General features: G+C 67.9%; 16 protein-coding genes and 1 pseudogene. 10 read left to right on the top strand and 7 right to left on the bottom strand.

The genetic code is table 11. The features are described 5' to 3' along the window. Positions 1-15: 15 nt before the first annotated feature. Both AC0KUR_RS19075 and AC0KUR_RS19080 read left to right on the top strand, forming a co-directional pair. Positions 16-1,407 (top strand): annotated as a pseudogene (locus AC0KUR_RS19075) (ISNCY family transposase). A gap of 1,008 nt (positions 1,408-2,415) precedes the next feature. Beyond that, positions 2,416-3,204 carry a hypothetical protein gene (locus tag AC0KUR_RS19080; protein WP_154233713.1) on the top strand — a complete coding sequence of 263 codons (789 nt, stop codon included), beginning with the start codon at positions 2,416-2,418 and terminating at the stop codon, positions 3,202-3,204. A gap of 659 nt (positions 3,205-3,863) precedes the next feature. Here AC0KUR_RS19080 and AC0KUR_RS19085 read toward each other — a convergent pair. Beyond that, positions 3,864-4,457, bottom strand: coding sequence for a GNAT family N-acetyltransferase (locus AC0KUR_RS19085; protein WP_473376297.1), 594 nt, complete (start codon positions 4,455-4,457; stop codon positions 3,864-3,866). Between the two features lie 311 nt (positions 4,458-4,768). On the opposite strand from AC0KUR_RS19085, the gene AC0KUR_RS19090 reads away from it, so the two are divergent. Genes AC0KUR_RS19090 through AC0KUR_RS19115 form a run of 6 tightly spaced genes read left to right on the top strand, consistent with a single transcriptional unit; the run spans position 4,769 to position 10,196 of the window. Continuing rightward, positions 4,769-5,911 (top strand): acyl-CoA dehydrogenase family protein, encoded by a 1,143-nt coding sequence (locus tag AC0KUR_RS19090; protein ID WP_034186853.1) that lies wholly within the window; start codon positions 4,769-4,771, stop codon positions 5,909-5,911. A gap of 49 nt (positions 5,912-5,960) precedes the next feature. Beyond that, positions 5,961-6,863, top strand: a complete 903-nt coding sequence (locus AC0KUR_RS19095) for an HpcH/HpaI aldolase/citrate lyase family protein (RefSeq protein WP_034186854.1) — start codon at positions 5,961-5,963, stop codon at positions 6,861-6,863. 8 nt (positions 6,864-6,871) lie between these two features. After that, entirely contained in the window at positions 6,872-7,525 is a 654-nt protein-coding gene (locus AC0KUR_RS19100; protein WP_175029065.1) for a pyridoxine/pyridoxamine 5'-phosphate oxidase, read from the top strand. Next, positions 7,516-8,754 carry a cystathionine beta-lyase gene (gene metC / locus AC0KUR_RS19105; RefSeq protein ID WP_051700913.1) on the top strand — a complete coding sequence of 413 codons (1,239 nt, stop codon included), beginning with the start codon at positions 7,516-7,518 and terminating at the stop codon, positions 8,752-8,754. The genes AC0KUR_RS19100 and metC overlap by 10 nt, the downstream gene beginning before the upstream one ends. Beyond that, positions 8,748-9,392: a glutathione S-transferase family protein gene (locus AC0KUR_RS19110; RefSeq protein WP_034187012.1), complete on the top strand. Its 645-nt coding sequence runs from the start codon at positions 8,748-8,750 to the stop codon at positions 9,390-9,392. Before metC ends, AC0KUR_RS19110 begins: the two co-directional genes overlap by 7 nt. 21 nt (positions 9,393-9,413) lie before the next feature. Beyond that, positions 9,414-10,196, top strand: coding sequence for a glutamine amidotransferase (locus AC0KUR_RS19115; protein WP_069706255.1), 783 nt, complete (start codon positions 9,414-9,416; stop codon positions 10,194-10,196). Here the strand turns inward: AC0KUR_RS19115 and AC0KUR_RS19120 are convergent. The 5 genes from AC0KUR_RS19120 to AC0KUR_RS19140 form a co-directional block, all read right to left on the bottom strand. Further along, positions 10,119-10,853 (bottom strand): autoinducer binding domain-containing protein, encoded by a 735-nt coding sequence (locus AC0KUR_RS19120; protein WP_059557651.1) that lies wholly within the window; start codon positions 10,851-10,853, stop codon positions 10,119-10,121. The genes AC0KUR_RS19115 and AC0KUR_RS19120 overlap by 78 nt on opposite strands. 85 nt (positions 10,854-10,938) lie before the next feature. After that, the gene (locus AC0KUR_RS19125) at positions 10,939-11,370 is read right to left on the bottom strand and encodes a hypothetical protein (protein ID WP_049034540.1); all 432 of its coding nucleotides are present in this window, start codon (positions 11,368-11,370) and stop codon (positions 10,939-10,941) included. A gap of 59 nt (positions 11,371-11,429) precedes the next feature. Further along, the gene (locus tag AC0KUR_RS19130) at positions 11,430-12,968 is read right to left on the bottom strand and encodes a DHA2 family efflux MFS transporter permease subunit (protein ID WP_069706256.1); all 1,539 of its coding nucleotides are present in this window, start codon (positions 12,966-12,968) and stop codon (positions 11,430-11,432) included. Next, complete coding sequence (locus AC0KUR_RS19135) at positions 12,965-14,329, bottom strand: EmrA/EmrK family multidrug efflux transporter periplasmic adaptor subunit (RefSeq protein WP_473376298.1); 1,365 nt, start codon at positions 14,327-14,329, stop codon at positions 12,965-12,967. The genes AC0KUR_RS19130 and AC0KUR_RS19135 overlap by 4 nt, the downstream gene beginning before the upstream one ends. Before the next feature lie 9 nt (positions 14,330-14,338). Then, positions 14,339-15,838 (bottom strand): efflux transporter outer membrane subunit, encoded by a 1,500-nt coding sequence (locus AC0KUR_RS19140; RefSeq protein ID WP_051700916.1) that lies wholly within the window; start codon positions 15,836-15,838, stop codon positions 14,339-14,341. A gap of 103 nt (positions 15,839-15,941) precedes the next feature. Here AC0KUR_RS19140 and AC0KUR_RS19145 point away from each other — a divergent pair, with 103 nt between their 5' ends. Next, positions 15,942-16,778, top strand: coding sequence for an AraC family transcriptional regulator (locus tag AC0KUR_RS19145; protein WP_034186858.1), 837 nt, complete (start codon positions 15,942-15,944; stop codon positions 16,776-16,778). Positions 16,779-16,898: 120 nt separating this feature from the next. Next, the gene (locus AC0KUR_RS19150) at positions 16,899-18,266 is read left to right on the top strand and encodes a glutamate--cysteine ligase (RefSeq protein ID WP_059557851.1); all 1,368 of its coding nucleotides are present in this window, start codon (positions 16,899-16,901) and stop codon (positions 18,264-18,266) included. Between the two features lie 19 nt (positions 18,267-18,285). Here AC0KUR_RS19150 and AC0KUR_RS19155 read toward each other — a convergent pair whose 3' ends face one another. Beyond that, positions 18,286-19,398, bottom strand: a complete 1,113-nt coding sequence (locus tag AC0KUR_RS19155) for a 3-deoxy-7-phosphoheptulonate synthase (protein ID WP_063896725.1) — start codon at positions 19,396-19,398, stop codon at positions 18,286-18,288. Positions 19,399-19,685: the final 287 nt, after the last annotated feature.

A 19,685-nucleotide genomic window follows, 5' to 3' on the forward strand; every position in this document is an offset into this window, starting at 1 on the left:
ACGGAGCGGATCACGATGACGATGCGCGAGCTGGACCGATTCAAGGTCATTCAGGACGTGGCGGATGGCAAGCTCAAGCCGTGGCGTGCAGCGGAACGGCTGGAACTGACGACACGACAGATTCGCCGGCTGGCCGCCCGACTTCGGGAACATGGCGCGGCGGGTTTGGTATCGGGACACCGATCGAAGCCCGGCAACCGTCGGCTGGACCCAGGAGCCGCCGACCAGGCGCTATCGGTCATCCGTGATCGCTACGCCGATTTCGGGCCGACGCTGGCCTGCGAGAAGCTCTGGGAATGTCACGGCATCCGGCTGGCCAAGGAGACGGTCCGGAAGCTGATGACGGAGGCTGGCTTGTGGATTCCGCGCCGGCAGCGGCCGCCGAAGGTTTATCAGCCGAGAGCGCGCCGGGCGTGCTTGGGCGAACTGATCCAGATCGACGGCAGTGATCATCGGTGGTTCGAGGAACGGGCGCCGGCCTGCACGCTGCTGGTGTACGTGGACGACGCGACGAGCCGGTTGATGATGCTGCACTTCACTCAGACCGAATCGACCTTCAGCTACTTCGAAGCGACGCGCGCGTACATCGAACGGCACGGCAAACCTGGGGCGTTCTACAGCGACAAGGCCAGCGTGTTCCGCAACGTGAAGCCAGGCAAGACCGGTAACCGTGTGACACCGTTCGGCCGCGCGATGTACGAGCTGAACATCGACACGTTCTGCGCGAACAGCAGCTCGGCCAAGGGGCGCGTCGAGCGTGCACACCTGACGTTGCAGGACCGGCTGGTCAAGGAGTTGAGACTGCGCGGCATCAGCACGGTAGCCGACGCCAACGCTTATGCGCCCTCCTTCATCGCTACATATAACGCCCGCTTCGCGAAGCCGCCGCGCAGCGACTTCGACGCGCACCGGCCGCTGCGGGACGACGAGGATCTGGATGTCTAGCTGACTTGGCGCGAAACGCGTCGGGTCACGAAGGCGCTGACGGTGCAATACGACCGGGTGCTCTACCTGCTGGACGACACGCCGGAGAATCGGGCGTGGATACATCGCGACATCGAGGTGTGGGAGTACCCGGATGGGCGCATCGAGCTTCGAGCGGCGGCCCAGATTCTGTCGGCCCGAGCCTATGACCGGCTGGCCGAGGTGGATCAAGGCGCGATCGTGGATCACAAGCGCTTGAGCCATGCGTTGCAGGTCGCACAAGCGTTTCAGGCGCAGCGCGACAGCCGGCGGATCGGAACCGCGCCGTCGCGAACCCATCGAGGGCTGCCAGTGCGGGCGAACGAAGCGCAACCCGGCACGAAGAAGCCACGCCGGTTCACGGCGGCAGACATGGATGCAGCAATTCTGCAGGTTACATCTCAAGCGGAATCGAACCGGCGGTCCGTCAAGGCCCGCGGATGAGCGTAAGCGCCCTGCTGCTTCAGGCTCGGCGCTTCAACACGGCATGACGGAAAACCGATGAAACATGCGACATCTGTATTTAGCTGGCGCTACGACATCTGAATCCGGGTATGACATTGTGTGTAGCAGCCATATCCTAATGTCGCGTTTGGGGGTTTCGGCGCATGCTGGCGGCGGTTTGAACTGCCGGAGCGCATATCGACGGAACAGAAATGTGGGCGGTAATCCAGGCTGTTTGTACAGAAATCAGGGTGAAAATGACAGAAAGAAGCAGTTTCGTCTCTTTCCATAAGGATTTCTGTCCATCAATGAATCTGCCGACATTTCCCTCCTCATTTCTGTACGTCAGAGTGCTTCGAGTGCTTCGCAGCAAAAGCGTGAATGCGGGCAGGTTTCCCTTGGATATTCACAGATTTGCCCCCATGAATCGCACATTCACAAGTTTGCTGCACGGCCGTTCTGGCCGATTCGACACTCACATATTTGCTCCGAAGCAAAGTGCTTTGGAGCAAGATCGTGAATATCGACGGAACAGAAATGTGCGTGGTAATTCAGGCTGTTTGAGTGCTTCGCAGCAAAAGTGTGAATGCGGGCAGGTTTACCTTCGATATTCACAAATTGCCTCAAGCTCGCGCCCCGACGCCAGTTTCCAGCCGTCGCCAGTGTCCCTCACTACCCCTGGAAAGACGCTGGGTATCTCGACCTCGGTTCGTTTGAGTGCGCAAAACTTCTTCGCCCAAGGTGCTCCGTGAAATAGCCCAGCTCGAGTAAGCCCTCCACGCGCTCGAGATTCAGGCTTGCCGCCCTTGACGGACCCTCGTCGTCGGGTGTCAGAAGCCAGGGTTGCCGCCCACCCAATCGGGTCGGTAGGAATGAGGCTTTGAGACTTTTCGGAAAGATAAAGGAGGATCTTCGCGTGCAGCGCAGGCACTTCGGCAAACGCTAAAGTTTCGGCGAGATCCGTCCGATATCCGTTTCAGGTAACTCGAAGGGTAACTGAACTCAAAGATGAAACTTGATCTGGTAAGCATAGTTGCATGTCTTGCGTTGGGACTGACCGCAGGTTGCGCCACAAAAACGGCCTCACTTGGGACCGAAGCGCAAGATCACACCGTCACCGTACTTGCGACATGTGGCGGCGGCCTTGACGAGTCCACCGCGGCCAAAGCGAAGGCTGAGCTGGGCCACGGGGGCGAGCTCAGCGCTGAAACCCTGTCGTCCGTCCGCGCAAGTCTGATAAGCGATGGGACGCTGAAGAGTGAAGACAGGATCAAGGCGTTCGATATCTTTACCAAGTGTGCGCTGGAAGTCGACAAGCGCATCCGCGATGGGCGGCCGGCCGCTTCTCCGGTGGCAGGTCTTGTCGGCAGACAGTGGTATCTGCAGGAAGCGCAGTACGAAGGTGCGGTCGTTGACCAGAAAAAACATCCACCGCAGACGGTTGAACTGACAAGCAAGATCATGAAGTCGGGCGACGTCCGCACGCAGCAGCGAGACATCAGCGAAGCGCTGTGGATTCGATTCCACGAGGATGGACGGGTCGAGACGAATTTCACGATGGCCCCTCACATACCTGGCGAGGACCCCGATGTACTGTTTGGTGAAGGCAGTACAGCCTCATGGACATCATCGAATGATCGCGATCTGATCACGGTTCGGAACGGTACCCTCTACCCGCCAACATTTACCCCCGAACAGGCAAAATTCGAAGTCAGCGTGCACGGAGCGAAGCTCGTGCTGACGAGGGCTGAGGGTGCACCGAACGTGCTGGTCAAAGGCACGTTTATCGCAGAGTAAGGGAGGTAGTCGCCGGGAAAGTAATGGTCCTCTGCGAAACCATCCCACGTCATATGTGCTTTTCCTGGTCACCCTGCCCGGATGAGACTTCAGTGTGGGAAGAAGGGCTCGTACTTAACACCCGTGCGCTGTAATGCTGCCGGCTTCGTTGAGGAACGCCTTTCGGGTCCAGTACTCCCGGATCGATGCGGTAGTCACGCCATACATGACGGTGATCGCTTCCGCTTCCAACCCTGTGAGTGATGGGCCGACCGGCCCTCTCCCATGTGCAACGTCGACCATCAGGGGGCGCAAGGTTGCCAGCAACTTCTGTCTCCCCTTATGGGGCTGCGCACTCCAATAGTGTTACACGTGTCCCACTTCATACGCGTGCACGGGGCGACAATTGTTTTTCGCCAGCTGGACGGCTTTGCAGCTCTACTCCGCCCTGTATGGACCTTGCTTCTCATCACGCTCCGCTTGCAAGGCATACGAGTCCGCTAGTTGTCGCAGGTGGCTCGCCAGCCTGTTAAACCCCGCAGTGGCCACGGCTGCTGCCTGGTCACGATATCGCTGCGCAATCCTCGCTTCCTCTGCACCGCCCGAGAAACCGTAGGTACCGCGCGAACCAAACAGCTCTTCGACCATGGCCTGCGAGAAGCTCTCGGAGTGCCACGGCATCAAGCTCCCCAACGGGTATCCAGGTCGAGCCGCAGATCCGTCACGAATGCGCGCCCCGGCTGGCGTGACAGCGTGAAGCCGACGGAACGCGCAAGGCGTTTCATCGCACTGTTCTCGGTCAGCATCGTGCCGACCATCTGCCGCATGCCCGAGCGCCGCGCCAGATCGATCAGGCTCGACAGCAGCACACGGCCGAGCCCTTGCCGCTGCCATACGTCGTCGATCACGATCGCGCATTCGACGACCTCGGTTGCTCCGTCGTCCGTCGCATAACGCGCAACGCCGATCAACCGCTCGCGGCCGCCGGCGCGGATCGTCGCAATCACCGCGCCTTCCCGCCGGCGATCGATGCGGGTCCATCGGATCAACTCGTCTTCGGTCGGCTTGCGCGCGGACATCAACCGCATGTAGCGGCTGCGGCTCGACAGACGGTCGACCAGCTCGCGTTCGATGTCGAGATCGCCGGGCTCGATCGCGCGCAGGAGGATCGGCGTTCCGTCCTTCGCGCCCCAGATGCGCCGAATGCCGAGCGCCGGCGCGTCCTGCCCGGCCGTGATGCAGGCCTTCCGTTCGGGCGCCATCGTATCCATCATGCCCTCCGCCTTTTCCCGCGGGTCGGGCGTGTCGCGACCGGATCGCCGCGTACCCTGCCCTGACCTTGTGCATCGATTATCGGAACGGACGCCCGCCCGATCGATGCCTGGCGGAAGACTTCACAGTTGGCCGCGCGGAAACAATGGGCCGGCAACGCGAAACCGGCGCGCCATGTGCCGGGTGTCATCGCCGTCACTGGCGCGGCAACTACCACTACTGCCAGTACCTCCGCTGTCCGTGCCCCCTTAACCTTGTCGGCATCGCTGGCGCGCCGTCGCAGGCCGCGCCGCTTCGACCGGAGACACGACAGATGCCATTTGACTGGACGCAGGAACAGCACGCGACGCTGGCGCGCTTTCGCGACATCGGCGCGGAGATCGCCGCGGCCGCGGCGCACGACGGCCGCGCGCCCGCCGGATTCGACGAAGCCGGCTGGGCGCGGCTCGGGCACGAGGGACTGTGGGACATGATCGTGCCGGAGACATACGGCGGCGACGGTCACGGCTGGTGGCATTTTTCCGCGGCGCTCGAAGGGCTTGCATCGTCGATCCGCCGCCCGGCGCTGCTGCTGTCGGTGATCGCGCAGGCCGGCATGGTGCGCGCACTCGAGCGATACGGCACGGCGACGCAGCAGGACCGCTATTTCGGCGCGATCCTGCGCGGCGAACTGAGTGCGACCGCGATCGCCGAACCGGGCACCGGCACCGACGTGCGCAGCATCGCGACGACGCTCGCCGAGCACGGCGACGGCTACCGCCTGACCGGCAGCAAATTCAATATCGCGCACGCGCCGCTCGCGCGTTTCATCCTCGTCGTCACGCGCATCGAAACGCCGGGCCGGCGCAACACCGCGCTCGTGATCGTTGATCGCGACCAGCCGGGCATGACGGTGGCCGCGCCCGACCGCAAGCTCGGCCTCGACGACCTGCCCACCGGCGCGCTGCATTTCGACGATTGCCCGATCACGCGCGGCCAGCTGCTCGGCGAACCGGGCGCGGGGCTCGGCAACCTGATCGACATCATCTCGCTCGGCCGGCTCTACTACGGCCTCGTCGCCGCCCAGGTGACGGCGCCGTACCTGCGCGATGCGATCGGCTACTGCCGCGAACGACGCAGCTTCGACAGCACGATCGATGCACACCAGTACGTGCAGCGCCGCCTCGTCGACCTGCAGATCGGCATCGAGCGCGGCACGTGGCTCGCGCGCGGCGCACTCGCGCAGTTGCTGACGGATCACCCGCAGGCGCTGATGACCTGCTCGATCGCGAAGCTGGTCGGCGCGCAGGATCTCGTCGACAGCGCGCTCGGCCTCGTGCGGCTGTACGGCAGCCTCGGCTACCAGGCCGGGCCGGTGGCCGCGTTCGCGTCGGACGCGCTGGGCTTCATGAGCGTCGGCGGTACCGAGGAAATGCATCGCAAGAACATCTTCAACCAGATGATGCGCGCCGGCTGACGGCCCGCGCCATCGCCCCGCGTACCACGCGACCTACAGGAAACCACGCATGACACCGACGAACCGACGCCCTTCCCGCCTGCGCCGCTCCTGGCTCTTTCTCGCCGGCGCCGATCACGATGCGCTCGTTGACGGCACCGCGAGCGGTGCGGACGTGCTGATCCAGGAACTCGAAACCTTTACGCCGCCCGACCGGCGCCCGGCCGCGCGCGAACTGAGCGAGCGCGTGCTCGCGGGCTGGCGCGATGCCGGCGCGCTGGCGTCCGTGCGCGTGAACCCGCTCGACGCGGGCGGCATCGACGACCTGCGCGCCGCGATGCGCGGCCGTCCGGACATCGTGATGATGTCGTACGTCGCGACGCCCGAGCAGGTCGTCGCGCTCGACGACGCCGTCACGCGCTTTGAACGCGAATACGACATCGCACCCGGTTCGACCGAGCTGGTGCCGAACGTCGAGACGACGCTCGGCCTCGTGAACACGATGGCGATCGCGCGGTCGAGCCCGCGTGTGTCGGCGGTGCTCGTCGCGACCGAGGACATGGTGGCCGACATGGGGGCCGAGCGCACGCGTGCGGGCCGCGAGCTCGACTACGTGCGCTCGCGTTTTCGCGTCGAATGCGCGGCCGTCGGCGTCACCGCGATCGATTGTCCGTACAGCTATGCCGACAACGAAGGCGCGGAACTCGACATGCGCGTGTCGCGCGGCCTCGGGTACCAGGCGAAAGCGATCGTCAACGCGCAGTTCGTGCCGGTCGTCAATCGCGTGCTGACGCCGACGGCCGACGAAGTCGCCCTCGCCCGCCGCGTGATCGACGCGTTCGACACCGCGCGGCGCGCGTCCGGCGGCCGGCGCGTGGCGGCCGCCGTCGTCGACGGTTTCCTCGCGGAAGTCCCCGACTATCTCGCCGCGCATCGGCTGATCGCCCGCGCGACGCAATTCGGCATCGCATGAGTGTCGCCATGGATACGATCGCAACGCGCCTGAAGGCGCTGAAAACCCTCGCGCATGCCGCGCCGCACGTACCGCCCGAAAACTGGGCGGACACGCCGCACGCGCAGTTCGAACGCTGGCTCGACGAAGCCGTGACCGCCGGCGCACTGGAGCCGCAGGTGATGACGCTGTCGACGGTCCACCCGGACGGACGGCCCGATGCACGCTCCGTCGTTCTGCTCAACGTCGACGCGCGCGGCTGGCATTTCGCGGCGAATGCGCGCAGCCCCAAGGGGCGCCAGCTCGCGAACCGGCCGTACGCGGCGATGACGTTCTACTGGCCCGCGATCGCGAGCCAGATCCGGCTGAGCGGCCCGGTCGAGCGGCTGCCGGCCGCCGAAGGCCGCGCCGATTTCGCGGGCCGCCCCGAACGATCGCGCGCGAGCATCCTGGCCGGACGGCAAAGCGAACGGCTCGACGATCCGGCCGACCTGACGCGCGCGATCGACGCGCAGCTCGAGCGGCTGGCCGCCGATCCGGCGCTCGTGTCGGACGACTGGCACCTGTACACGCTGGCGCCCGACGAAGCCGAATTCTGGCGGGCTGACAGTGCGCGCCGCTTCGCGCGGCAGGCTTACCGGCGTGCCGGCCAGCATTGGGAGCGGTGCGCGCTATGGCCGTGAAGTCCGTCGAACCGCCGTCGCCGCCGCGCGACGGCCCGCATGACCGCCTGCAAGACGACACGCGGCTCGCGCACGCGGGCCGCGACAGCGCCGCATGGCACGGTTTCGTCAACCCGCCCGTCTACCATGCGTCGACCGTGCTCAGCCCGACGGTGTCGGATCTGCTGAACCGCACGCAGCCGTATATCTACGGCCGCCGCGGCACGCCGACGACGGATGCGCTCGAACGCGCGGTGACGAGCCTCGAAGGCGGCGCCGGTACGGTGCTGTGCCCGTCGGGCCTGTCCGCGTGCACGCTCGCGCTGCTGTCGTGCCTGAAGCCCGGCGATCACCTGCTGATGACCGCATCGGTCTACGGCCCGGTGCGTCATGCGTGCGAAGGCGTACTCGCGCGACTCGGCGTCGAGACGACGTGGTACGACGGCAGCACGCCGGTCGCGGCCGCGTTCCGGTCGAACACGCGTGCGTTGTACGTCGAGGTGCCCGGCTCCTACACGTTCGACATGCACGACGTCCCCGCACTCGTGCGGCTCGCCCATGCGCACGGCGCACGGGTCATCGCGGACAACAGCTGGGCCACGCCGCTCTTCTTGCAGCCGCATGCGCTCGGTATCGACCTGTCGATCCAGGCGGGCACCAAATATCTGGTCGGGCACTCGGATGCCATGCTCGGCACGGTGTCGGCCAACGAACGCGCATGGCCGGCGTTGAAGCAACTGCATGGCGATCTCGGCCTGTGCGCCGGCCCCGACGACGTGTATCTCGCGCTGCGCGGACTGCGCACGCTCGGCGTGCGGCTGCGGCAGCATCAGCGCAACGCGCTCGCGGTCGCGACCTGGCTCTCGACGCGCGCCGAGGTGCAGCGCGTGCTGTATCCGGCGCTGCCCGGCGACGACGGGCACGCACTGTGGCGACGCGATTTCCGTGGCGCGTCCGGGTTGTTCTCGGTCGTGCTGCAACCGGCGCCGCCGCACGCGATCGACGCGTTTCTCGACCACCTGGCGCTGTTCGGGCTCGGCTATTCGTGGGGCGGCTACGAGAGCCTCGCGCTCCCGTTCGAACTGGACGCGCACGGCCTCGCGCAACGCTGGCCGCCCGGCAGCCGCGGCGTGCGCCTGCACATCGGACTCGAGGATCCGGACGACCTGATCGCGGATCTTGCCGCCGGTCTCGACCGCTATGCGGCATGCGCGCGATCCGCTGCCCGCGAGGATGCCGCGCGATGCTGACCGTCTGGGGGCGCCGCACGTCGTTCAACGTGCAGAAGGTGCTGTGGCTCATCGGCGAGCTGGGCCTGCCGTATCGGCATATCGCGGCCGGCGGCGAACACGGCACGCTGCAGACGCCCGCGTTCGCGGCGCTGAATCCGACCTGCCGGATTCCGGTGATCGACTGGGACGGCGACGTCGTGTGGGAGTCGCACACGATCCTGCGCTATCTTGCCGCGCGCGTGCCGAACAATCCGTTCTGGTGCCGCGACACGTACGCGCGTTCGCGCGCGGAGCGCTGGATGGACTGGTCGCAGACCGCGCTCGAACCCGACGTGATGACCGGGCTGTTCTGGGCACTCGTGCGAACGCCGCCGGAGAGGCGCGACGACGCGATCGTGCTCGACAAGGCCGCGCGCAGCGCGACGCATTACCGGCTGCTCGACCGGCTGCTGTCGACCCAGCCGTTTCTCGGCGGTGCGACGCCGGGCCTGGCCGACATTCCGGCCGGCGCGACGCTGTTCCGCTACTTCTCGCTCGACGTCGAGCGGCCGCCGTTGCCGCACGTCGAGGCCTGGTACGCCCGCCTGTGCCGACGGCCTGCCTACCGCGAACAGGTGATGGTGTCGTTCGACGCGCTGCGCGGCCAGCCGGGCTGACCTTCTATCCGACCACACGACATGACGCACTCCGCACTTCGTCCGATCCTGATCGTACTGCATCGCGAACAGTCGAGCCCCGGCCGGATCGGGCGGCTGCTGGCCGCGCGCGGCCATCCGCTCGACATCCGCCGCCCGCCGCTCGGCGACCCGCTGCCGGCGACGCTTGCCGGGCATGCGGGCGCCGTGGTGTTCGGCGGCCCGATGAGCGCCAACGACGGCGATCGCTGGATCCGCGACGAGATCGACTGGATCGGCGTGCCGCTGCGCGAGTCGGCACCGTTTCTCGGCGTTTGCCTCGGCGCGCAGATGATGATCCGTCATCTGGGCGGCCGCGTGACGGCGCACCGCGACGGGCGCGCGGAAATCGGCTACTGGCCGATCGCCGCGACGCACGCCGGCCGGCGACTCGGTTCATGGCCGTCGCACGTGTACCAGTGGCATCGCGAGGGTTTCGAGCGCGTTGCCGGGCTCGAGATCCTCGCGACCGGCGAGCACTTCGAGAACCAGGCCGTGCGCTACGGGCCGCGCGCGTACGGCGTCCAGTTCCATCCGGAAGTCAGCTTTCCGATGATGCGGCGCTGGAGCACGGCCGCCGCGCACAAGCTGGCGGCGCCCGGCGCGCAGGATCTCGCGACGCAGGCGAGCGAAGGCCGGCGGCACGACCGCGCGACGGCTGCGTGGCTCAGCGCGTTTCTCGACCGCTGGCTCGACGATGCGCCGGCATCAGGTCGGCACCGTCACGTCGGAGATACTGATCAGCCCCCACTCGACCGCGCGCAGCACGGCTTCATGCCGACGTGACACGTTGAACTTGCGGCGGATGTTCATGAAGTGGAAATTGATGCACGACTCGGTCACGTTCAGGATGTGGCCGATTTCCCACGACGTCTTGCCGGCCGCATGCCAGCGCAGGCACTCGACTTCCCGCCGGCTCAGCCGCGGCACGCTGTCGGGCGGTGCGTGGCACGGCGTGCCGGCGATCGCTTCGCACGCGACGTCGCGCAGCAGCGTCAGCGCCGCGAGGTGACGGTCGCAGCGCTCGCGCGTGGCGGCAAGATCGTCCGCGCTCGCGCACGACAGCATGCCGACCTCCCCTTTCGCGCCGCGCACGGGCAGCACGACGCCGCTGCGCATGCCGTACGCGGCCGCCGCTTCGTAGCACGGCCGCTGCCCGGGCTGCGCGAACAGCGCGTCGTCCCATACGAGCGGCAGTGCCGAACGGAAGCAATGCCGCAGCATCGGGTCGACGCGGTCGAACTGGCGCTGCCGGTACAGCGCCGTCCAGCCCGGCACGCCGCTGCTCCACTTGCGCGCGAGATCGAACGACGCGCCGGTAAACGGCAACACGATCAGCACGACCTTGTCGAATCCCATTCCGGCGGCCGCGTCGGTCATCCGCTGCCATGACGCGTCCGTGTCGCCGGGTACCAACCATTTCAGACAATCCAGTCCTTTCATACAAGCCACCCCGTTTATTAGTTGGAATCTGCAGTCAGGCGGACTTGCGCAACCGGTTCGAGGCGTTGCGCGCGAACGGGCCGCGCTAGAGCGCCTCGGTCAGACGTCGCCGACCCGCGTGCTTCGCGTCGTCGAGCGAAGCCGTCACGTCGAACGGAATCCCGAACGCCTTTTCGATGCCGGACGCGTTCGCGATGGCCGCTTCGCGCTCGGTCGGGTCCGGTTCGACCGACACGAGCGCGCGGCAGACCGCGGCAAGCGCGGCACGGTTCTGCTTGAGCCACATGCCGCGTTCCTTGCGGTCGTCGTGCGGCTCGTCCGGGCGGGCCGGCGGAAAGATCATGACAAACGGCTCGCCGTGCCGCATCAGCGCGTGCATGTCGTCGAGCCAGCGCTGCGCGTAGCCGCCGGATGCGATCGCGTCGTTGCGCACGACGACGAGCGGAAATTCCGTGACGTCGAACACGGCGAGCGTCGCCAGTTCGGGCGGCGTGTTTCCAGCGTGGGAGGTAGGCATCGGGTCAATCTCCATCGAATTGAACAGCATGGGTCGGAACGGGCCGCGCAGCGCCCGCTTCATCGTTTCGCGGCCGCGCCGGGGCCGAACGGCGGGCGGGCGAGCCACACCACCGCGATCACGGCGAGATACACGCAGCCGAGCGCGAAAGACACGTCGTTGAACGAGATCTGGTACGCCTGCGCGTCGACCAGGTTGCCGAGCAGCGTCGCCGCGCGTTGCGGATCGCCGCCGCCGAGCCGCGCGACTTCGGCACGCACGGCCGGATCGAAACCGCTCAGGTGTTCGCTGAGCTGCGCGTGATGCAGGATGGCGCGCCGGTCCCACAGGAACGACGTGATCGACACCGCGAAGCTCGCGCCGAGCGTGCGCAGGAACGTCGACAGGCCGGAGCCCGCGGCGATTTCGTCCGGCTTCAGGTCGGACAGCAGGATGCTGTTGATCGGCATGATGAACAGCGCGAGGCCGAGGCCCTGCAGCAGCTGGATCAGCGCGATGTGCGTGAAGTCGATGTCGGGCACGAAGCCCGCGCGCAGGAACGACGACGTGCCGAGGATCGCGAACGCGCAGCACACGAGCACGCGCATGTTGAAGCGCGGCGCGTACTTGCCCATGAACGGCGTCATCAGCACGGGGATCACGCCCATCGGCGCGACCGCCAGCCCGGCCCAGAACGCCGTGTAGCCGAGCGTGCGCTGCAGCCACTGCGGCACGATCACGTTGACCGCGAAGAAGGCCGAGTACGCGAGCACGAGCGTCAGCGTGCCGGCCGCGAAGTTGCGATGCGCGAACAGCCGCAGGTTCACGATCGGATTCGGTTCGTTGAGCTCCCAGATCAGGAACAGCGCGATCCCGAACGCGGCGACCACCGACATCACGACGATGAACGTCGAGTTGAACCAGTCGGCCTCGTTGCCCTTGTCGAGCACGATCTGCAGCGCGCCGACGCCGACGATGAGCGCGGCCAGTCCGACGTAGTCGACGCGCGCGGCGACCGTCGTCTCGACGCGCGCCCGCATCTGCGCGAACACGCACATCGCGGCGAACACGCCGATCGGCAGATTGATCAGGAACGCCCAGCGCCACGAGTAATGTTCCGTCACCCAGCCGCCGAACACGGGGCCCGCGATCGGCGCGACGACGGTGACCATCGCGATCATCGACAGCGCGAAGCCGCGCCGCTGCGGCGGGTAGATCGACAACATCAGCGCTTGCGTGGTCGGAATCATCGGCCCGGCCACGAGGCCCTGCAGCGCGCGGAACGCGACGAGCTGCGGCAGGTTCTGCGCGAGGCCGCACAGGAGCGACGCGAACGTAAACGCCAGCGTCGCCCATACGAACAGCCTCACCTGGCCGACGCGCTTGACGAGAAACCCGGTCAGCGGCAGCGCGATCGCATTGCTGACCGAGAACGTCGTGACGACCCAGGCGCTCTGCGTCGTGCTCACGCCGAAGTTGCCGGCGATGGTCGGCAGCGACACGTTCGCGACGGTGCCGTCGAGCACCTGCATGAAGACCGCGAGCGCGAGGCCGAACGTCGTCAGCGCGACGCTCGACGGACGAAAACCGGCATCGGCGGCCGGCATCGGGCCGCTCATTGCGCACGCTCCGTGCGTACCGCCGCCGGGAGGTTCGCGTGCACGACGTCGGCGATCAGGCTGTCGGCGCGCGCGAGTTCGTCGCGGTACACGTCGGTGCGGAACACCGGCGAACGCTGCTCGCGGCGCGACAGCATCGCGCCGCTGCGGTCGTGCTGGTCGACGCGCGCGTGCATCGACAGGCCGATGCGCAACGGATGCGCGTCGAGCTGTGCCGGATCCGTCAGTTCGATGCGCACCGGCAGCCGCTGGACGATCTTGATCCAGTTGCCGGTCGCGTTCTGCGCGGGCAGCAGCGAGAACGCGCTGCCGGTGCCGACGCCGAGGCTCTGCACGCGGCCCGTGTAGCGCACCGCGTCGCCGTACAGGTCGGCCGTCAGCTCGACCGGTTGCCCGATCCGCATGTGTTCGAGCTGCTTCTCGGTGAAGTTCGCGTCGACCCACAGCTCGCGCAGCGGCACGACCGCAAGCAACGGCACGCCGGGCGACACGCGCTGCCCGACCTGTACCGTGCGTTTCGCGACATAGCCGGTGACGGGCGCGACGATATCGGTGCGCGCGCGGGCGAGATACGCGGCGCGCAGCCGCGAGGCCGCGGCCTGGACATCGGGATGCGACGCGACCGCGGTATCGTCGACGAGCGCCTTGCTCGTCTGGTGCTGTTCGCTCAACGTGGCGAGCGCGCTTTGCGCGGCGGCATATGCGCTTTGCGCGGACGTCAGCGTGTCGAGCGCGTGCGCGAGCTCCTCGCGCGAGATCGCGCCGGAGCGGCCGAGGTCCTCGCGGCGCCGGTAATCGGCCTTCGCCTTGTCGAGCGCGGTACGTCGCGCGTCGAGGTCGGCGCGTGCGCCGTCGATGCTGTTCGCGAGCCCGCGTTCATTGCTGTACAGGCCGCGCACCTTGCGGACCGTGGCCGCGAGATCGGCCTGCGCGGCCGCGAGCGCGATCTGCGCGTCGCTCGCGTCGAGACGGACGAGCGGCGTGCCGGCACGCACGAGGTTGCCGTCGTCCGCGTCGATCGACACGACGGTGCCCGTTACCTGCGGCGTCAGCTCGACGACGTTGCCTTGCGCGTAGGCGTTGTCGGTGGCTTCGTACCAGCGGCCGACGAGCGCGTACCAGATGCCCCAGCCGACGATGCCGAACGCGAACACGCCGACGAGCGCGCGCACGAGGTGCTTGCGTCGCGCGGGCGGCGGCGTCGCCGGTGCGGCGCCGCCCGGCGACGGTTGCGCGCGGGCGTCCGATGCGCCCGGCGCGCGCGGCGCACCGGTGTGGTCGGCCGCGGGTTGCTGGCGGGCACTGGCGGAATCGGCGGCTGCCGGTCGCGCGGGAGTCTGCAAGGTGTTGTCGCTGCTCATGGTTCGATGTCAAGGACGGTGGGAAGGAGTGGCGGCGAGCGCGACGTCGTCCGGCTCGGCGCGAAAGCCGCCGCCGAGCGCCGCGACGAGCTGCAGCGACTGGTCCGCGCGCTGGGCGCGCAGCGCGGCGACCTCGCGGCTCGCGATCAGCAGCTGCTGGCGCACGACGAGCGCATCGAGATAGCTGCCGACGCCGGCCCGGTAGCGCGCGTCCGCGAGCCGCCATGCATCGGCGGCGGAGTCGAACGCACGTTGCTGCGCATCGGCCTGCTGGGCGAGCGAACGCAGCCGGTGCAGATCGTCCGCCACCTCGCCGATCGCGCCGATCAGCGTTTTGTTGTAGCCGGCGACCGCGAGGTCGTATTGCGCGTCGCGCTTGCGCAGCACACCGCGCCGTTCGCCGCCGTCGAAGATCGGCAGGCTCACGGCCGGGTTGACGTTGTAGGTGCGCGAGGCGGCCTGGAACAGCGATGCGCCGCCGCGCGTCGCGAGCCCGATCAGCGCGGTGAGACTGACGTCGGGCAGGAAATCCGCGCGGGCGGCCGCGACGTTGCGGCTCGCGGCCTCCACGCGCCAGCGCGCGGCGACGAGGTCGGCGCGCCGGCCGAGCAGCGCGGCCGGCAGGTCGGCCGGCACCGCGAGCGCGGCGGTCGGCAGTGGCGCGGGCCGCGCGAGCGCGAGGCCGCGATCGGGGCCTGCGCCGAGCAGGATCGCGAGCGCGATGCGCGCGCTGTCGATCGCCTGCGCCGCGCGGGCCTGCTCGCGCGTCGCCGCCGCGACTTCGCTTTCCGCCTGGCGCTGCTGCGCGACGTTGTCGATGCCTTTCGTGACGCGCTGGCGCGTCAGCGACAGCGCTTCGTCGGCGCGGTCGAATTCGGCCTGCGCGACATCCTGCTGATCGAACGCATAGGCAAGATTCACGTAGGCGCGCGCGACGTTGACGGACAGCAGCACGCGCGCGGCCTGCGCATCGATCCGCGCCGCGCGCGCTTCGCCGAGCGCGGCTTCCCACGTCGCCCGGCGGCCGCCCCACAGATCGAGATCCCAGCTCAGACCGAGATTGATCTCGCGTGTGTGGCTGAAGACACCGCCGCCCTGGTCCGTCGAAAACTGCGTGCCGGACGTGCGTTCGCCCTTCGCGCTCGCGCGGCCGACGAGGTGCGGCAGTCGCGCGGCCTGCGCTTCGATCACCAGCGCCTGCGCCTCGCGCGCACGCGCATCGGCGGTCGCGAGATCGGGATTGCCGGCCAGCGCTTCGTCGATCAATGCATCCAGCTGCGCATCGTGCAACGCAAGCCACCAGTCGGCGGCCGGCCAGTCGGCGATCGGCGCATGCGCGAGGCTGCGCGACGCGGCGAGCGTATCGGCGCCGCGCAGCGTGCCGGCGGGCGCGAGCCCGTCGCGGCTCGCGCAGGCGCCGAGCAGGGCGAGCGCCACGGCAACGGCCGTTCGCGACAGGACGCGCAGCGCGACGGCATCGCGTGGCGAGGGAGCAAGTGCTGCATGCATCGCATTCCTCTGCTTCGATTGGGTTTGAACACGACACGCATTGTTGGACGCTCCCGGGCAAAGCTGATAATGTTGTTTAGACAAAAAATAATGAATTCCGGCCATGCCCATCCGAGAAGCTTCTCCCTCCCCTGCCATGCCACGCGCCGACGCCGATCCGAGCGAACGCGCGGACGGCCCGTCGCTGATCGCCGTCTGGGGCGAGGACGACGGCAGCAACGCGTATCAGCTCGGCACGCGCGAGGTCGACTGGCACAGCCATCTGCGCGGCCAGGTGTTCTGCGTGGAAAGCGGTTTCGCGCACGTGCGCACGCCGCACGGTTCGTGGCTGCTGCCGCCGCATCGCGCGGGCTGGATTCCGCCGGGCGAGCAGCACAAGGTCAGCATCAGCGGTGCGTTGAGCGGCTGGAGCGTCGTGATCGCGCCGGCCGCGAGCCGCCGGATGCCGGATCAACCGTGCGTGATCGCGATCACCGACCTGATGCGCGCGCTCGTGCGGCGCGCGGTGTCGTGGGCCGACCAGGACCGGCTCGACATCGAACAGGCACGCATCAGCGTCGTGCTGCTCGACGAGATGCGGCGCGCGCCGCACGAACCGCTGCACTTGCCGATGCCGCACGACCGGCGGTTGCTGCGCATCGCGAACGCGATCCTCGGGCAGCCGCACGACAGCCGCACGCTCGACGCGTGGGCCGAATGGGCCGGGTTGTCCGCCCGGACGCTGAGCCGGCTGTTCGTCGCGGAAACCGGCACGAGCTTCGCGCAGTGGCGGCAGCAGGCGCGGCTCACGCACGCGCTCGAACGGCTGGCGAACGGCGACAGCGTTGCCAACATCGCCGACGCGCTCGGCTATGCGACGCCGAGCAATTTCATCGCGATGTTCCGCCGCGCGTTCGGCGATTCGCCCGCGCACTACTTCGCGAAGCGCAAGCAGCCGTAACGCGGCGCGGAATCGCACGACGCCCTATCACCCCTGCCAGTACTGCGCGCGCGGCGACGTCGCTATAGTCGCCGTGCGACCGGCCGGTCGGTCGCTCAATGTGACCTGTGGAGGATGTCGATGTCGAATGCCGTCGGATCGGACAACACGCCGATCGTCTCCGAGCAGCAGCTCGCCGATCATCTGGCCGCCGGCTGCAAGCCGGCCGCGCGGTTCCGGATCGGCACCGAGCACGAGAAGTTCGTCGTGGCCCGCGCGACGCACGCGGCCGCGCGTTACGAGGGATCGTCCGGCATTGCCGCGGTGCTCGAGCGGCTGCGCGGCGACGGAACGCCGATCGTCGATGCCGGCCAGGTCGTCGGCGTGATCCAGCGCGACGGCGCGGCGATCTCGCTCGAGCCGGCCGGCCAGCTCGAACTGTCGGGCGCGCCGCTCGATACGCTGCACGACACGCACGCCGAACTGCATGCGCACCTCGCCGCGGCCCGCGCGGCATGCGATCCGCTCGGCCTGCGCTGCGTGCCGCTCGGTTTTCACCCTCACCTGTCGCGCGAAGCGCTGCCGTGGATGCCGAAGCAGCGCTACGGGATCATGCGGCGCTACATGCCGCGCGTCGGCACGCGCGGGCTCGACATGATGCAGCGCACCTGCACCGTGCAGGTCAACCTCGATTTCGCGTCGGAAAGCGACATGGCGCGCAAGATGCGCGTGTCGCTCGCGCTGCAGCCGGTCGCGACCGCGCTGTTCGCGAATTCGCCGTTTCGCGACGGCCGCCCGTCGGGCCTGCTGTCGACGCGTGCGCACACGTGGCTCGACACCGACGAGGATCGTTGCGGCGCGCCGGCCCTGTTCCTGTCGCGCAGCTTCGGCTTCGAGCGCTACGTGAGCTGGCTGCTCGACAACGTGCCGATGTATTTCGTGCGGCGCGGCGATCGTTATGCGGAGGCGACCGGGCACACGTTCCGCGATTTCATGCGACGGCGCATTCCGCATCTCGAAGGCGAGACGCCGACACTGGGGGATTTCGCGGACCACCTGACGACGGTGTTTACCGAGGTCCGGCTCAAGCGCTATCTCGAGATGCGCGGCGCCGATGCCGGCTCGCCCGACATGATGGTCGCGTTGTCCGCGTTCTGGACCGGCCTGCTGTACGATCCGGCCGCGCTGTCGGAGGCCGAGACGCTGGCGGCCGGGATCGACCGCGGCACGCTGCTCACGCTGCGTCGCGACGTGCCGCGTACCGGGCTCGACACGCGCGTCGACGGCCGTTCATTGCGCGCGCTGGCGGCCGACGCGCTTGCGATCGCGCATCGCGGCCTGCGTGCGCGGGCGCGCCGGGACGCGGCCGGCCACGACGAATCGAGGTATCTCGCCCCGCTCGACGCGATCGTCGCCGGCGCGCCGACCCAGGCCGAGCACTGGCTGGCCCGCTATCGCGACGCATGGGCCGGCGACGCGACGCGGATTCATGACGAAGCCGCCGTCTGAGCGCAGCGCGCCGGGCCGCTCACGCGCAGCACGCGAGCAGCGGCTCGTGTGCGAACTCGACGCCGGGCGGCAGCGCATGGCCGCGTCGCCGCGTACGCACGGCGTGAGCGAGCGTCTCGAAGAGCCGCGCGGTATCGGCGAACGACAGGCACGCGTCGGTGATGCTCTGCCCGTAGCGCAGCGGCACGCCGGGCACGAGGTCCTGCCGCCCTTCGATCAGGTTCGACTCGATCAGCACGCCGACGATGCGCGTATCGCCGGCCGCCACCTGCGCGGCGACTTCCGCGCCGACACCGAGCTGGTTGCGGTATTGGCGGCGGCTGTTGCCGTGACTGACGTCGATCATCACGCGCGGCGCGACCTGCGCGCCCGTCATGCGCTCGCATGCCGCATTCACGGCGGCCGCGTCGAAATTCGGCTCGCGCCCGCCGCGCAGCACGACGTGCGTGTGCGGATTGCCGGGCGACGCGGCCGCGCATAACCGGCCATCCGCATCGATCGACAGGAACCGGTGCGGATGCGCCGCCGCGCGCATCGCATCGACGGCCACCTGGACGTTGCCGTCGGTGCCGTTCTTGAAGCCGATCGGGATCGGCAGCGACGACGCCAGCTCGCGATGCACCTGCGACTCCACGGTGCGCGCGCCGATCGCGCCCCACGCAACCAGATCCGCGAGGTAGCGCGGCGACAGCGGATCGAGAAACTCGGTCGCCGCCGGCATCTCCGCACCGTTGATGTCGCACAGCAGCGCGCGGGCCGCCTGCAGCCCGGCATCGATCCGGTCGCTGCCGTCCAGCAGCGGATCGTTGATCAGCCCTTTCCAGCCGATGGTCGTGCGCGGCTTCTCGAAGTACACGCGCATCACGATTTCCAGCTCGTCGGCGAAGCGCGCGCGTTGCAGCGCGAGCCGTGCCGCGTAGTCGCGCGCGGCGGCCGGATCGTGCACCGAGCACGGACCGGCGATGACCACGAGCCGGTCGTCCGTGCCGTCGAGCACGTCGACGATCGCACGGCGGGTCGTATGAACGGTGCGCGACGCGCGCAAGGCCGGCGGCAGCGCGCGGGCCAGATCCGCAGGGGACGGCAAGCGCAGCACGGCGTCGCGGTTTGTCGTCCAGGCGTTTGCATGCATGGGGACTGCCCTCCTGTCGATAATGAACGGGACTTTTTACTACAGCGCGACTGTATTGAATGGCGCTTTTGGTGCGCAACTAACACATTTATCAGTTTCTAATTCATAACCTTATGAATGAGGGAAATAAGCGTCGAATTCGATAATTCCGGCATCTGTCGTGCCGGGTTGAAGGAGGCGAATGCGGTCGGTCATTCGATTTTCATTTGGAAATCAGGGGAACGATCCGGTTGAAGGGAAGTCTTGATTTTCCGGGGCTCCACGCGGGGTTGCTATTCGTTCTGATA

Source organism: Burkholderia sp. YHN3-13 (genome assembly GCF_055810675.1).